The sequence below is a fragment of the Bradyrhizobium sp. USDA 4532 genome (assembly GCF_024171315.1).
Classification (GTDB): Bacteria; Pseudomonadota; Alphaproteobacteria; order Rhizobiales; family Xanthobacteraceae; genus Bradyrhizobium; species Bradyrhizobium australafricanum.
In genome coordinates this window covers 2,179,283-2,193,533 of record NZ_JALJZN010000001.1, presented here as the reverse complement: position 1 = coordinate 2,193,533, position 14,251 = coordinate 2,179,283, and the positions used below count along the sequence as shown (strand labels likewise).

Sequence of the window (14,251 nt, the reverse complement as noted above, 5' to 3'; positions counted from 1 at the left end):
CAATCAAGGCGCGCGCAACTGGTTCGGAACCAGCGCCTGACGGCGGACCAGCAGCAAGGCGATCAACACCGTCGGGGCGAGGATCGCAAGCCCCAGCAGCGACACCTGCAGTTGCGACAGCGGGTTGATGCCGCCGCCTGGCGTCGCGAGCACGAAGCCGCCGATCACCAGCAGCACCCGGAGCGGCCATTCCAGGGCACCGGCGCCGCGGAGGTCGCCGACGAAGGCCTGGTAGCCCTGGATGCCGCCGCAGATGAACAGCGTGCCGCAGGCCGCGAGCGCCATCAGGCCGAGGCCGGCGAGATAGGGGCTCGGTCCCTGCATCACCAGCGCCGGGTTCAGCACGAAGAAGAACGGGATGAAATAGATGATGCTGCCGACCCACATCGATTCCCATCCGGTCTTCATCGCGGGCGAGCCGGCGATGCCGGCCGCAGCGAAGGAGGCGATCGCCACCGGCGGGGTGATCGACGACAGCATGCCCCAATAGAAGATGAACATGTGCACCGCCATCCGGTTCAGCCCGAGCTTCTCCAGCGCGGGCGCGACCAGGATGGCGAGGAAGATGTAGCAGGCGGTGGTGGTCAGCCCGAGGCCGAGGATCAGGCTGGTGAAGGCGCACATCACGAGCAGCAGGAACGCGTTGTCGCCCGCAAGCGTCAAAAGATCGTTGGCCAGGCTCGAGACCACGCCGGTCATCGAGAACGCCCCGATCAGCAGACCGCAACCGGCGAGGATGCCGACCAGCTCGACGAAGGTGCGGCCATTGACCTCGAGGAATTTTCCGATCGTCCCGAGCGTCCAGCGGCTCTCCTTGGAGAAGATCTGGTTCAGCACCAGCAGCAGCGCGGTGGCGTAGAACGGCGCGTGGCTTTCGCGCTTGAAATACAGCAGCATCACGATCAGGAGCGCAATGACGAAGACGTAATACCAGCCGTTCTTGATCGTATCCATCACGCGCGGCAGCTCGGCGCGCGGAATGCCCTTCAGCCCGTGGCGTGCGGCGTAGGAGTCGACCTGCATGAACAGGCCGACATAGTAGAGCGCCGCAGGAATGATCGCGGCCACCGCGACCTCCGCGTAGCTGATATTGAGGAACTGCGCGATCACGAACGCGGTGGCGCCCATCACCGGCGGCGCCAGCACGGCGCCGGTGGAGGCGCAGGCCTCGATCGCGCCGGCATAGGAGGCGCGGAAGCCGCTCTTCTTCATGACCGGGATCGTCATGGTGCCGGCGGTCAGCACGTTGGAAACGATCGAGCCCGACATCATGCCGAGCAGGCCGGACGCGAAGATGCAGACCTTGGCGGCACCGCCGCGGAACGTGCCGCACAGCGCGAAGGCGAGGTTGATGAAGAATTTTCCGGCGCCGGTCATCATCAGCGCGGTGCCGAACACCAGGAAGCCGATCACGGTATCGGCGAAGGCCTGGATCGGAATGCCGAGCAGGCTCTCGCCGGACAACACGTGATAGGCGGTGGTCTGGTCGAGCGTCAGCTGCGAGCCGCGGAACGGCCCGAGCCAGCTGGCCTCGGCGAACAGCGGATAGACGGTGAAGGGCAGCACGCTGAGCAGGAGGCTCCAGCCGCCGGTCCGGCGCAGCGCCTCCATCAGCATCACCCACATCACGAGGCCGGCGATGACGACGTTCCTCGGGGCGCCGTCGGACTCCCAGCCATATTGCGCCGCCTTGCGCACGTTCAGCATCAGCCAGATCGAGGCGGCGAAGGTCGCGACGGCGAGCGCGAGGTCATACCAGGGAATGCGGTTCAGCGGCGCGCGCTCCGATCCGGGGAAGATCAGGAACGTGAAGGGCAGCATCAGCGCGATCAAGAGATAGAAATATTCGGTGTTGAGCTGGGTGTAGTCGATGAAGAAGCGCAGCGAGAATTGCTGGTTGATGCAGAGCAGGATGGTTGCGGCGGTTGCGACCACCAGCGCCCAGCGCCACACCCCGCGCAGGGTGCGCACGCGCGTGACCTCGGCCTCCTGCAGATTGTCGAGACCGGCATGCGGATCTTCAAACTCGATTCTTTTCGCAGGCGCAGCCGCGGCGTTCTCGGGCATTGCATCCCCCAATGTTGTCCGTTTTGCCCGTAGCCTAGAGCATGATCCGGAAAAGTGCGAAGCGGTTTTCCGGAAGCACCATGCTCGAACGGGCGCAAGCGCGATGACGACTAACCCGATCTCATCGCGCGTTGGCGGGTCTCACTCAAAGCCATTGGGCATATTGGCTTTCGCAAGCGCGGCAGCGCGCGCCTTCATCCAGCCATCGAGGAAGGCCTTGTCGTCCGACGGCGGGCTCGACTTGCCGTAATCCGTCCAGGCGGCGGCCAGCACCTCCTGGCGCTTGTAAAGCGTGTTGTTGTGCGCGTCCTGCTCGTCGCTCCAGTGGCCGGTTTCCTTGAGCGCCTTCACCGCGCCGGGATGCACGGGGACGACCCAGTTCTTGGTCTGCCGGTCGGCGCCGAGCCCGGCGGCGCCGGGCGCCGAATCCTTGTAGGCGTCGTAGTTGACGATCATCGCCTTGGTGATCGCGTAGATCTGGTCGACCGGCTGCGCCGCATAGGCGACGAAGATCGGGTAGGGGTAATTGCCGAGCTGGATCGGCTTGTCCGGCGAGATGCCGGCGCCGCAGGTTGCGGTTTGCGGGAAGAAGAACGAGCCGACCTTTTTCACCCGTGCCCAGCCTTCCTTGTCGTCGGCGGGCAGCGGCGGCCACATCAGGCCGCGCGGCGAGGTCTCGGCTTCCTTGGCGGGGCCGGTGATCGTGGTGCCGAAGGCGGCATCGGTGTCGTTGTTGATCAGGCCTTTCCACATCGCCCCATAGCTTGCGAACTCGACGATCTTGACGTCCTTCTGGGTGAGGCCGCCGAACGCGAGCATCGCGAGCGAGTTCTGGTTCAGCGCCGGCGAGCCGACCACGAAGCCGACGCGCTTGCCGCGAAGGTCTTTCATTTCCTTGACGCCGGCATCGGCTGCCACGCCGAGCGCGCCGCAATTGCAGTCGACCGACGACAGCATGAGCTGCAGCGGCTGCGGGCCCCACTCCTTGGCGCCGAACTCGAACACGCCTTCCTGCGCGAAATAGGTCCCCGATCCCATCGCCGAGGAGACCGCGCGCTTGGCGCGCAGCGGCGCGAGCCGCGCGACGTCGTTGCCGGCCGGCAGCACGCGGACGTCGGTGCCGTATTTGTCCTTCATCATCTTGCCGACGCCGACCGCGATGTTGAAGCCGGCGGTGCCGGTGTCGTAGGCGGTCACCGCCATGGTCGGCGGCAGCTTGATGTCGTCGGCCGAGGCGGGCAGGGCAGCGAAGATCGAAATGCCGGCAAGAGCGGCAGGCGCGAGCGCCATCAGCCGATGGATCATAATTCCTCCCTTTGTTTCGCTGTGCGAAACTTTTCCGGGCGGAATGATTGCATCGTGATCCGGCGATGGCAACGCTACCTCCGGCGCAAGCCGGCGATTTCGGCCGCTGCATCACCGGACAGATTGTCGCGGCCGGATGGCAGGGGTGGGATCTCAGGTCTCGACGATCGCGACCGCCTGGCCTTCGGCGATGACATCGTCGATCTTGACCAGAATCGACTTGATTTTGCCTGCTGTCGTCGACGTGACCGGTATTTCCATCTTCATCGCTTCGACGAACGCAATCTCGTCGCCATTGCCGATGCTGCTGCCGGTCTCGACAGGAAGCGCGCAAACGCGCCCGGCAACTTCGGTCACAACCTTGATCTCTGGCATTCCACTCTCCGATACCGTCTTGCGGAAATTTCATCCGGCGAACGGCTTTTTGTTGTGGCGGCAGATTGCCTGAGGTAGCTTCTTCTGCAAGTGGAATTTTATTCCGCAGGACGGAATGGAGCCAAACAGATGGGAAGGCGCTCGGAACGGCTTAGCAGGCAGGGAATGCTCGCCAGCGAGACAGGCGATGGCGATGTCATCCAGGTGGTGTCGCGCGCCTTCGATGTGTTGCGGTGCTTCGAGGGACACGAGGCCCGGCTCGGCAATCTCGAGATCTCGAACCGCTGCGGCCTGCCGCGTTCGACGGTGTCACGGCTGACGCACACGCTGACGCGGATGGGTCAGCTGGTCTATCTGCCGCGCGACCAGAAATATCGCATCGGCCCGAGCGCGGTCGCGATGAGCACCACGATGATGAAGGGGCTGCAGCTGCGCAATCTGATCCGGCTGCGCCTGCAGGATGTCGCCGATCAGTTGCCCGGCACGGTGGGCTTCGTCATCCCCGACCGCTTTCACCTGGTCTATCTGGAGTTCGCCCGCGCGGCGAACGCGCTCGGCCTGCATGAGGCCACCGGCAGCCGGATTTCGATGGCGACCACCGCGGCCGGCCACGCCTACACGGCCGCGCTCGATCCCGCGGTCGGCGACGCGCTGATCGCCGAGATGGAAGGCGAGTTGCCCGACAGCGCCAAGATGCTGACGCCGCGCATCGAGGCCAACCGCCGGCATTTGCAGGAGCACGGCTACGTCGTCGCCTGCGGACTGTGGAGCCCGCACATCAACGGCGTCGCGGTGCCGCTGTGGTCGCCGCAGTATCAGACCTATGTGGTCACCACGATCGGCCTGCTCTCGGCGATGTATGACGAGGCGCGGCTGCATCGCGAGGTCGCGCCGCAAATGGTCGAGCTCGCGGCCGCGCTCGGCAGCCTGCTCGAAGGCGCCGACGGCGACATCTTCAGCAATCGGATCGAGCGCAAGTCGCTTCCGGTGACCGCCCATAACAACAACAAAATCCTCAAGACGGGAGCAGTGAATGAACTGGAAGCCGGAACTCGACGACCTCGCCCGCCGCGAAGCGTTCGCGCGGGAGATGGGAGGCGTTGACAAGGTCAAGCGGCAACGCGACCAGGGCCGGCTCACGGTTCGTGAGCGTATCGACAAGCTCGTCGACCAGAACAGTTTCCATGAGGTCGGTGCCATCTCCGGCATTGCCGAATATGACGAGAGCAACGAACTCAAGCACCTGACGCCGGCGAACTGCGTGTTCGGCCGCGCCAGGGTCGACGGCCGCACCGTCGTCGTGGTCGGCGACGACTTCACCGTGCGCGGCGGCTCGGCGGATGCATCGATTTCCGCCAAGCCGTTGATGGCGGAGGAGATGGCGCACGACTTCCGCCTGCCGATCGTTCGCGTGATCGAGGGCTCCGGCGGCGGCGGCTCGGTGAAGACGATCGAGACCAGGGGCGCGGCCAATCTGCCCGGCGGCGTCGGCGGTACGCGCTGGTACTGGTACACGACCGCCAATTTGGCCCGCGTGCCGGTGGTCGGTCTCGGGCTCGGCTCGGTCGCGGGCCTCGGTGCCGCGCGGCTTGCCGCCACCCACTACTCGGTCATGACCAAGAGCTCCGCGATGTTCGTCGCCGGCCCGCCGGTGGTGAAGCGCCTCGGTCAGGATCTGACCAAGCAAGAGCTCGGCGGCGCCGACATCCAGACCCGCGCCGGCGCGATCGACCAGGCCGTCGAGACCGAAGAGGAGGCGTTCGACTATGCGCGGCGTTTCCTGTCCTATCTGCCGTCGTCGGTCTACGACCTGCCGCCGACCATTCCCTGCACCGACGATCCGGAACGTGCAGAGGAATCGCTGCTCACCGCCGTGCCGCGCAACCGCCGGCAGGTCTACAAGATGCGGCCGATCATCGATGCCGTCGTCGACAAGGGCTCGTTCTTCGAGGTCGGCACCAATTTCGGCCGCCCGATCATCACCGGATTGGCGCGGATCGAGGGCAGGGCGGTGCTGCTGCTCGCCAGCGATCCGTTCCACTATGGCGGCTCGTGGACCGCTGACGCCTGCCAGAAGGTGGTGCGCTGGGTCGACTTCGCCGAGACCTTCCATCTGCCGGTGGTCTATCTGATGGACTGCCCGGGCTTCATGATCGGGCTCGAGGCGGAGAAGACGGCGACCATCCGCCACGGCGTGCGGGCGATGGCGGCGGTCAACCAGAGCACGGTGCCGTGGTGCACCATCATCATCCGCAACGCCTTCGGCGTCGCCGGCGTGGTGCATCAGCCGGCCAACCGCTTCTCGATGCGCTATGCGTGGCCGTCGGCCTATTGGGGCTCGCTGCCGCTCGAAGGCGGTATCGAGGCGGCCTATCGCGCCGAGATCGATGCGGCCGCCGATCCCGCCGCCAAGCTGCGCGAGATCGAGGATCGCCTCAACAAGCTGCGCTCGCCGTTCCGCTCGGCCGAGAAGTTCTGGGTCGAGGAGGTGATCGACCCGCGCAAGACGCGCTCGCTGCTCTGCGAGTTCGCGCGCCTCGCCGAACCGATCCGCAAGGCTGGTCCGCCGAGCAACATGTCGACGCGGCCGTAAGGGCCCTCAGACTCAACGCGTCATGCGCGGGCTTGACCCGCGCATCCATCGAATGAGTCATCCGAAGCGGGATGGATTGCCGGGTCAAGCCCGGCAATGACGGCCTTATTTACTCCGCCTCCCGATGCACGTCGTGGATCACGATGCCCATGCCGTTCTCGGGCATCTTGATCCATTCGCGCCGCTTCAGCGAGCGCTTGGTGTCCTCGTGCCCGCTCACCCAGTGCTCGCGCATAGAGGTGCCGGAGAATTCGTGGTCCTTGGCGTCGCCCTCATAGGCCTTTTGCTGATAGATCAGCTGCAACAGCGTGATGCCCGGCAGCCGGGCGTTTGCCTTCTTGAGCTGGCGCTCCTCGTCCGACAGCTGATCGTCGGGGATCTTCCCCAGCGCATTGTGCAGGGCGGTGCGCAGATTGTAGGTCTTGCGATAGACGTCGGTGTTGTAGCGGGTACGCGACGAATACATGATGTCCTTGTGCCGGGCCATCACGTCCTGGATGTCGCGCGGCAGCGCGCCGCGCGCCGAGAACAGGTCGACCTGGAACACCAGCGAGTTCATGTTGTCTTCCTGGTCGAGCAGATGCTGCAGCGGCGTGTTGGACACGATGCCGCCGTCCCAGAAATGGTCGGTGCCGACCTTCACCATCGGCAGCGCCGGCGGCAGCGCGCCGCTCGCCATGATGTGCTCGGGAATGATCTCGTCATGGGCATTGTCGAAATAGATGAAGTTGCCGGACAGCACGTTCACTGCGCCGACCGCGAAGCGTATCTTCTTGGAATTGATGCGGTCGAAATCAACCAGCTCGAGCAAGGACTCGCGCAGCGGCGTGGTGTCGTAGTAGCTGGTGGCGGTGCGCGCGCCGGCCGCGCTGAACCACGGATTGGCCTGGTGCGGGGTGAAGAAGCCGGGTTGTCCGAGCGTGGTCGTCAGCCATGAGCTGGTGAAATTGCGCGCCTTGCGGAAGACGTCGCCGTCCGGAGTGTAGTGCCAGATCTTGCGGCTGGTGATGCGATCCCAGAATGTGTGCAGCCGCTCCAGCCGCTTTTCGGGCGGATTGCCGGCGATGATCGCCGAGTTGATCGCGCCGATCGAGACGCCGCACACCCAGTCGGGCTCGATGTTGGATTCATGCAGCGCCTGATAGACGCCAGCCTGATAGGCGCCGAGTGCGCCGCCGCCCTGCAGGACCAGGGCCACGCGATCGCAGCCTTCCGGACGCCAGCCCGGCGTCGCGTGATCGATGTCGTCGAAATGCGGGGTTCGCGCGTCCATATCAGACACTCCAGAAATTCGCGGCGAGAATTCAGCGCGCCGATGACGCCGTGATGACAATTGCGGCGCCCACACTCGGCGCATCCGGCATGCCTGCCTGCATGGTTAGCATTGGCCTCGGCAACGCGACGCGGGTCGCGACGCGCAACCGCGGTCATGCGCCTGACGGAAATTCCTCACATCGCTGTCAATCTCGGCCGTTAGCTTCCGGGAAAATTTTTCAAACAGGGGGTTATTGCGATGCGCAGGGAAGATCTGCTCAAGCGTCCGTCGATGCCGGCCGCCGGCCCGAGCTATCCCGCCGGTCCGTATCGCTTCATCGATCGCGAATTCCTCGTCATCACCTATGAGACCGATCCGGAGTTGATCCGCGCCGGCCTGCCCGAGCCGCTGGAGCCGATCGAGCAGGCGTTCGTGCATTACGAATGGATCAAGATGCCCGACAGCTCCGGCTTCGGCAGCTACACCGAGTCCGGCCTCGTGATCCCCGCGCGCCTGCATGGCGAAGAGGTCAACTTCGTCTGCCAGATGTATCTCGACGATGATCCGCCGATCGCGGCCGGCCGTGAGATCTGGGGCTTTCCGAAGAAGTACGCTCATCCCAAGCTCGAGATCGTCAAGGACACGCTGACCGGCACGCTGGAATATGCCGGCCAGCTCGTTGCGATGGGCACGATGGGCTACAAGCACGAGAGCATGGCGGGCAATGGCGACGTCACCCGCGCCACGCTGTCGAAGACGCAAGTTAATCTGAAGATGATCCCCGGCGTCGACGGGCATCTCGAGGTCTGCCAGCTGGTCGCGATCAACCTGACCGACATCGTCGTCAAGGGCTCCTGGATCGGACCGGGCCGGCTGCATTTGGTGCCGCATGTCAATGCACCGGTCGCCGATTTCCCGGTCAAGCGTGTCGTCGGCGCGCACCACTTCCTCGCCGATCTGACGCTGCCGTTCGGCCGCGTCGTGCATGACTACAACAAGGAGGCCGCGGAGGCGGCGGCGCCGACCGGTCTTGCGGCGGAGTAGGGCGGTCGCTGACATAACACTGTAACAGGCGCGTCCTCCTATGTTCCGTCGAAGGGACGCGCTTGCTCAGCGTTGCGCGTGGGCGAGGCTTTGAACATGTCATTTCGCGCGGTTGCGTTGTCGATTGCCTTGGAGGGCGGCCATGCTGGCTGATCCACCTCCCGCTCCGGTCGGGTCGCTGCTGACCCGTGAGGCGGTCCCCGGTCTGGTCTGGGCGTTCCGCCTGCATCACGACGGCCGTGCCGAGGCGCTTCCGATCGATGCGCCGATCGAGCCGAGCCATGACGGAAGGCTGTGGCTGCACTTCAACCTGACCGACGTCCGCACCCGGGCATGGCTCGCCAACATGCACATCCCGCAGCTCGCGCGGGACCTCTTGCTGTCGAATGACAATTTCCAGCAGATCCACGTCGTCGACAATTGCGTCTACGGCGTGTTTTCCGATCTGGTGCGGGATATCGACGCCGCGACCCGGGAGACCGGCTTTCTCCGCTTTGCGATGACCGAACGCCTCCTGGTCAGCGGCCGCCATCAGGCGCTGTGCTCCGCTGATGCGACGCGCCGCGTGCTCGAAGGTGGCCATCGCGTCGGCAGCGTCGCGGCGCTGCTGGAGAAGATCGTCGACGAGATCGCCGATACCATGGACCGCATGGCGGACAAGATCGGCACCGATATCGATGCGATCGAGGAGCGGGTGCTCGCCGAGGATACCGGATCGGAGCTGCGCAAGAATCTGAGCCGGATGCGCCGCACCTGTGTGCGACTGCATCGCCAGCTCGCCGGCCTGCGCGTGCTGTTTCACCGGCTCGAGCAGAAGAACACCGACAATCTCAGCCCGGCGCTGCGGCTGCAGGCCGGCAAGCTCGCGCAGCGGCTCGACGGCCTCGACCACGACATCGTCGAACTGCACGAGCGCAGCCGCCTGCTCGAGGAAGAGCTGCGCTTCAAGCTCGAGGAGGAGAGCAACAAGCACCTCCACGCCTTGTCCGTCGTCACCATGATGCTGCTGCCGCCGACGCTCGTCACAGGCATCTTCGGCATGAACACCAAGGGATTGCCGCTGACCGACGTCGACAGCGGATTTCTGGTGGCCGCAGGCCTGTTGGCCGGGTCGGCGCTGCTGGCCTATCTGCTGATGCGGCGGCTCGGCATCGTCAAATAGCGCGATCGCACCGCGGCATTTCCCATGTACAGAGTTCTCTCCCCCGCGATGTTGGTGGCCGCGGGCCTCGCACTCGGCGCGCCGGCGCATGCGGAGGACCAGCCCTTCGCCGACCGGATTGCGGATACGCGGGCTGCGCTCGAGGAAGCCGGCTACCAGTTCAGCCTGACCTATATCGGTGAGGGGTTTTCCAACGTCTCCGGCGGCGTCAGCAACGGCGCGGCCTATACCGGCCGTCTCGATCTCGGCACCACCATCGACCTCGAGAAGGCGATGGGCTGGACCGGCGCGACCTTCCACGCCAACATGTACCAGATCCACGGCGACGGGCTGTCGCGGAGCTATGTCGGCAACCTGTTCCTGGTGTCCGGCGTCGAGTCGCTGCCGGCGATGCGGCTCTATGAATTCTGGATCGAGCAGAAGCTGCTCGGCGGCAAACTCTCGGTGCGCGGCGGCCAGCAGGGCTCGGACGTCGAGTTCATCGACAGCCAGTACGACGACATCTTCATCAATTCGGCGCTCGGCTGGCCCGGCATTGTCGGCACCATTCTGCCGGCCGGCGGACCGTCGCCGCCACTTGCCGTGCCCGGCATCCGGTTCAAGGCCAATCTGTCCGATCGCATCACCGCCTATCTGGCACTGTTCGACGGCTCGGCTTCGCCGCCGCAGGGGACGGACGATCCGCAGATATTGAACGCCCACGGGCTGAATTTCCGGGTCAACGATCCGCCATGGTGGATCGGCCAGCTCAAATACAAGTTCGAGATCGGCGAGAGCAGGCTGCCGGCGACCATCACCGGCGGCGCCTGGTATCACGTGGGCTCGTTTGCTGACCAGCGCTTCTCGGCCGACGGGCTGTCGCTCGCTGATCCCGACAGCTCCGGCGACACGCGATGGCTGCGGCGGGACAACGGCATCTTCATGGTCTACGAGCAGCTGCTTGCGCGCGCCAGGCCGGACGCTGACAAGGGCGTGGCGTTCTTCATGCGCGCCTCGGTCAGCCCATCGGACCGCAATCTGATCAGCACCTATGTCGACGGCGGCTTCCTGTTCACCGGCTTCAGCGAGACATATCCGGACGATCGGTTCGGCATCGCCGCGATCTATGCCAGGATTTCGGACGCCGCGCGTGCGCTCGACCGCGACACCCAGATCTTCACGGGCACGCCGTATCCGATCCGCGACTACGAGGCGATTCTCGAGATCACCTACCAGCACGTGGTGAACCCGAATTTCACCATGCAGCCGATGTTTCAATACATCGCCCATCCCGGCGGCGGCGCCGTCGATCCCAACGATCCGACGCAAACGCATCGGATCAAGGACAGCGTGGTGTTCGGGATGCGCACCATTCTGTCGTACTGACCGGCGCACGTCGCGCGGGAAGCGGCCTCAGGCCGCGACCGGCTTCGGCTCCGCCACCGATTTCGGCTGCGGCCGCGCGATCGCCAGAGCGATCAGCGCGGCAAAGATGCACAGCGCGCCGGCAATGAAGAACGCCGGCAGGTAGCTCTGATAGATCGTGCGCGACAGTCCGGCGCCGAACGCGGCGGCGCCAGCGCCGAGCTGATGGCCGGCGAAGATCCAGCCGAACACCAGGTTGGCACGCTCGGCGCCGAAGCGCTGCGCGGTGAGGCGCACGGTCGGCGGCACCGTCGCGATCCAGTCGAGGCCATAGAACATCGCGAACAGCGACAGCCCGTAGAACGTGAAGTCGGAGAACGGCAGGAACAGCAGCGACAGGCCGCGCAGGCCGTAATACCAGAACAGCAGATAGCGGTTGTCGTAGCGGTCCGACAGCCAGCCCGAGACGATGGTGCCGAAGAAATCGAAGATCCCCATCGCGGCGAGCAGGCTTGCCGCCTGCACCTGCGGGATACCGTAGTCGAGGCACATCGGGATCAGGTGAACCTGGACCAGGCCGTTCGTGGAAGCGCCGCAGACGAAGAAGGTCGCGAACAGGATCCAGAACACCGAGGATTTCGCGGAATCGCGCAGCGTGCCGAGCGCGGCGGCCACGATCGGCGCATTGGCCGGCGGCGGCGCGGGAAGCGGCGCGGTGCCCTCGTCGCCGAACGGACGCAGGCCGACGTCGCTCGGCCGGTCGCGCACCACCATCAGCACGGCGAAGGCGGCGACGCCGAGCATGACGCAGACCAGCCCAAGGGCGACGCGCCAGCCGTAGCGCTCGGTCAGTGTCGCGAGGAGGGGCAGGAAGGCGAGCTGTCCCGTCGCGACGCTTGCGGTGAGGATCCCGACCACGAGGCCGCGCCGCGCCACGAACCAGCGCGCAGCGATGGTCGCGCCGAGCACCAGCGCCGTCATCCCGGTGCCAATTCCGATCACGACACCCCACAGCAGGATGAGCTGCCAGACCTGGGTCATGGCGAGCGAGGCCAATAGACCGGAGACCACGATCAACTGCGCCGCCAGCGTCACGTTGCGCAGGCCGTAGCGGTTCATCAGCGCGGCGGCGAACGGCGCCATCAGCCCGAACAGGATGAAGCGGATCGACAGCGCGGAGGAAATCTCGGCGGTGGACCAGCCGAACTCCTTCTGCAGGGGCACGATGAACACGCCGGGCGCGCCGACGGTGCCGGCGGAGATCAGGGCGGCAAGGAAAGTCACGGCCACCATCACCCAGCCGTAGTGGATGTTGCGGCGGGCGAGGGCGGAAGCAAGCCAGTTCGAGATCATTGTGTTCCGGATCGATTGCGGTGAAAGCTTTGCGTGATGCGCAATATGGCACAGAGGAGCCATGGCTAAAATGCCATAGTTCCCTCGTTTTCGGACTTAGGCGCCAGGCCGTCGTACTGCCTCACGGACGCCTTTCATAACTAACTGTCATTGCGAGGAGCGAAGCGACGAAGCAATCCATCGTTCGGTTTGTGAAAAGAGATGGATTGCTTCGCTTCGCTCGCAATGACGGTATACCGGATCAGTGCGCGACCCGCTCGACGGCGATCGCGGTGGCTTCGCCGCCGCCGATGCACAGCGCGGCAACGCCGCGCTTCAGGTTCTGCGCCTCCAGCGCGTGCAGCAGCGTCACGATCAGCCGCGCGCCGGTGGCGCCGATCGGATGGCCGAGCGCGCAGGCGCCGCCGTTGATGTTCAGCCTGTCCCTGGGAATGCCGAGATCGCGCTGCGCCGCCATCGCGACCACCGCAAACGCCTCGTTGATCTCGAACAGGTCGACATCGCCGACGCTCCAGCCGACCTTGTCGAGCAGTTTTCTGATCGCCGGGATCGGCGCTGTCGTGAACCACTGTGGCTCCTGGCTGTGGGTGGCGTGGCCCTTGATCTCGGCCAGCACAGGCAGTCCATCGCGATCGGCGAGCGAGCGGCGGCTGAGGATCAGCGCTGCGGCGCCGTCGGCATTGGCGGAGGAGGCGGCAGGCGTGATGGTGCCGCCCGCGCGGAACGCCGGCTTCAGGCCGGGGATTTTTGCCGGATCGACCTTCAGCGGGTGCTCGTCATTGGCAACGATGCGCGGGCCGGCCTTCTCGGCGAGCGTGATCGGCGCGATCTCGGCCTTGAAGGCGCCGCCCTCGACCGCCTTGCGGGCACGGCTCAGCGTCTCCATCGCGAACGCGTCCTGGTCGGCGCGGGTGAACTGATAGGCCTCCGCGGTCGCCTCGCCGAAATCGCCCATCGAGCGGCCGGTCTCATAGGCGTCCTCGAGCCCGTCCATCATCATGTGATCGATGATGCGGTCGTGGCCGGCGCGATACCCGCCGCGCGCCTTCTGCAACAGATACGGCGCATTGCTCATGCTCTCCATGCCGCCGGACAGCACGATCTCGGCCGAGCCGGCCTTGATGATGTCGTGGGCCAGCATGGTCGCCTTCATGCCGGAACCGCAGACCTTGTTGACGGTGGTGGCGCCGGTGGCATCCGGCAGTCCGGCGCCGCGCGCGGCCTGGCGAGCAGGGGCCTGGCCTTGGCCGGCGGGCAGCACGTTGCCCATGAACACCTCGTCGATGCGCTCGGGCGCAAGTTTTGCGCGTTCGAGCGCAGCCCCGATCACATGCGAGCCGAGCTTGTGCGCCGGCAGCGGCGCGAGCTCGCCCATGAAGCGGCCGAGCGGGGTGCGGGCGGCGGAGAGGATGACGACGGGATCGGTGCTGGTTGCCATGGCAGGAGTCCCTTCAATGCCGGGGATTTGATTGAATTATTGTCATCATATGATGCAATGCAAAAAATGCAACTGCGGCTCTCATGACAAAATGTCGTGTTCGCATGAGTTGGGGACGGGATCGTTCCGCCATCACCAATGTCGTCCTTGCGAAAGCCAGGGGACCCATACTCCGCAGCGGATATTGTGAATGGGACTCGTCGTTCGGGCGCCGCTCAACAATGACGGCCTGTGGTTATGGGTCCCTGCTCCCGTGCGCAATTGCGCACTAGGCAGGGACGACACCGAATAGGTGTCCGCATCTCGACCGTTCGT

General features: G+C 65.2%; 11 protein-coding genes. 5 read left to right on the top strand and 6 right to left on the bottom strand.

Annotated elements, in window-relative coordinates:
* Positions 1–3 precede the first annotated feature (3 nt).
* From J2R76_RS10645 to J2R76_RS10635, 3 genes are all read right to left on the bottom strand, one after another.
* Positions 4–2,067, bottom strand: coding sequence for a TRAP transporter permease (locus J2R76_RS10645; RefSeq protein WP_076826548.1), 2,064 nt, complete (start codon positions 2,065–2,067; stop codon positions 4–6).
* A 141-nt stretch (positions 2,068–2,208) separates the two neighbouring features.
* A complete protein-coding gene (locus tag J2R76_RS10640; RefSeq protein WP_076826550.1) occupies positions 2,209–3,372 on the bottom strand; it encodes a TAXI family TRAP transporter solute-binding subunit in 1,164 nt (387 codons plus the stop codon).
* A 153-nt stretch (positions 3,373–3,525) separates the two neighbouring features.
* Complete coding sequence (locus J2R76_RS10635; RefSeq protein WP_076826552.1) at positions 3,526–3,747, bottom strand: acetyl-CoA carboxylase biotin carboxyl carrier protein subunit; 222 nt, start codon at positions 3,745–3,747, stop codon at positions 3,526–3,528.
* 129 nt (positions 3,748–3,876) lie between these two features.
* Here J2R76_RS10635 and J2R76_RS10630 point away from each other — a divergent pair, with 129 nt between their 5' ends.
* A complete protein-coding gene (locus J2R76_RS10630) occupies positions 3,877–4,851 on the top strand; it encodes an IclR family transcriptional regulator (RefSeq protein ID WP_057019748.1) in 975 nt (324 codons plus the stop codon).
* Positions 4,781–6,340 carry an acyl-CoA carboxylase subunit beta gene (locus J2R76_RS10625; RefSeq protein ID WP_076826554.1) on the top strand — a complete coding sequence of 520 codons (1,560 nt, stop codon included), beginning with the start codon at positions 4,781–4,783 and terminating at the stop codon, positions 6,338–6,340. Before J2R76_RS10630 ends, J2R76_RS10625 begins: the two co-directional genes overlap by 71 nt.
* 109 nt (positions 6,341–6,449) lie before the next feature.
* Here J2R76_RS10625 and J2R76_RS10620 read toward each other — a convergent pair whose 3' ends face one another.
* Complete coding sequence (locus J2R76_RS10620; RefSeq protein WP_083714945.1) at positions 6,450–7,613, bottom strand: patatin-like phospholipase family protein; 1,164 nt, start codon at positions 7,611–7,613, stop codon at positions 6,450–6,452.
* 240 nt (positions 7,614–7,853) lie between these two features.
* On the opposite strand from J2R76_RS10620, the gene J2R76_RS10615 reads away from it, so the two are divergent.
* The 3 genes from J2R76_RS10615 (at position 7,854) to J2R76_RS10605 (ending at position 11,166) form a co-directional block, all read left to right on the top strand.
* Positions 7,854–8,639 carry an acetoacetate decarboxylase gene (locus tag J2R76_RS10615; RefSeq protein WP_076826556.1) on the top strand — a complete coding sequence of 262 codons (786 nt, stop codon included), beginning with the start codon at positions 7,854–7,856 and terminating at the stop codon, positions 8,637–8,639.
* A 142-nt stretch (positions 8,640–8,781) separates the two neighbouring features.
* Positions 8,782–9,801, top strand: a complete 1,020-nt coding sequence (locus tag J2R76_RS10610) for a transporter (protein ID WP_092085466.1) — start codon at positions 8,782–8,784, stop codon at positions 9,799–9,801.
* A gap of 24 nt (positions 9,802–9,825) precedes the next feature.
* Entirely contained in the window at positions 9,826–11,166 is a 1,341-nt protein-coding gene (locus J2R76_RS10605; RefSeq protein WP_253623946.1) for a carbohydrate porin, read from the top strand.
* Between the two features lie 27 nt (positions 11,167–11,193).
* Here J2R76_RS10605 and J2R76_RS10600 read toward each other — a convergent pair whose 3' ends face one another.
* Both J2R76_RS10600 and J2R76_RS10595 read right to left on the bottom strand, forming a co-directional pair.
* A complete protein-coding gene (locus tag J2R76_RS10600; RefSeq protein WP_076826561.1) occupies positions 11,194–12,498 on the bottom strand; it encodes an MFS transporter in 1,305 nt (434 codons plus the stop codon).
* A gap of 241 nt (positions 12,499–12,739) precedes the next feature.
* Positions 12,740–13,936: an acetyl-CoA C-acyltransferase gene (locus J2R76_RS10595; protein ID WP_076826563.1), complete on the bottom strand. Its 1,197-nt coding sequence runs from the start codon at positions 13,934–13,936 to the stop codon at positions 12,740–12,742.
* Positions 13,937–14,251: the final 315 nt, after the last annotated feature.

What these genes read in the sequence shown, in the direction of transcription:
- J2R76_RS10625 (WP_076826554.1), top strand. Translation starts at nt 4,781, where the DNA reads ATGAACTGGAAGCCGGAACTCGACGACCTCGCCCGCCGCGAAGCGTTC.
- J2R76_RS10600 (WP_076826561.1), bottom strand. Translation starts at nt 12,498, where the DNA reads ATGATCTCGAACTGGCTTGCTTCCGCCCTCGCCCGCCGCAACATCCAC.
- J2R76_RS10610 (WP_092085466.1), top strand. Translation starts at nt 8,782, where the DNA reads ATGCTGGCTGATCCACCTCCCGCTCCGGTCGGGTCGCTGCTGACCCGT.
- J2R76_RS10635 (WP_076826552.1), bottom strand. Translation starts at nt 3,747, where the DNA reads ATGCCAGAGATCAAGGTTGTGACCGAAGTTGCCGGGCGCGTTTGCGCG.
- J2R76_RS10615 (WP_076826556.1), top strand. Translation starts at nt 7,854, where the DNA reads ATGCGCAGGGAAGATCTGCTCAAGCGTCCGTCGATGCCGGCCGCCGGC.
- J2R76_RS10620 (WP_083714945.1), bottom strand. Translation starts at nt 7,613, where the DNA reads ATGGACGCGCGAACCCCGCATTTCGACGACATCGATCACGCGACGCCG.
- J2R76_RS10605 (WP_253623946.1), top strand. Translation starts at nt 9,826, where the DNA reads ATGTACAGAGTTCTCTCCCCCGCGATGTTGGTGGCCGCGGGCCTCGCA.
- J2R76_RS10640 (WP_076826550.1), bottom strand. Translation starts at nt 3,372, where the DNA reads ATGATCCATCGGCTGATGGCGCTCGCGCCTGCCGCTCTTGCCGGCATT.
- J2R76_RS10645 (WP_076826548.1), bottom strand. Translation starts at nt 2,067, where the DNA reads ATGCCCGAGAACGCCGCGGCTGCGCCTGCGAAAAGAATCGAGTTTGAA.
- J2R76_RS10595 (WP_076826563.1), bottom strand. Translation starts at nt 13,936, where the DNA reads ATGGCAACCAGCACCGATCCCGTCGTCATCCTCTCCGCCGCCCGCACC.
- J2R76_RS10630 (WP_057019748.1), top strand. Translation starts at nt 3,877, where the DNA reads ATGGGAAGGCGCTCGGAACGGCTTAGCAGGCAGGGAATGCTCGCCAGC.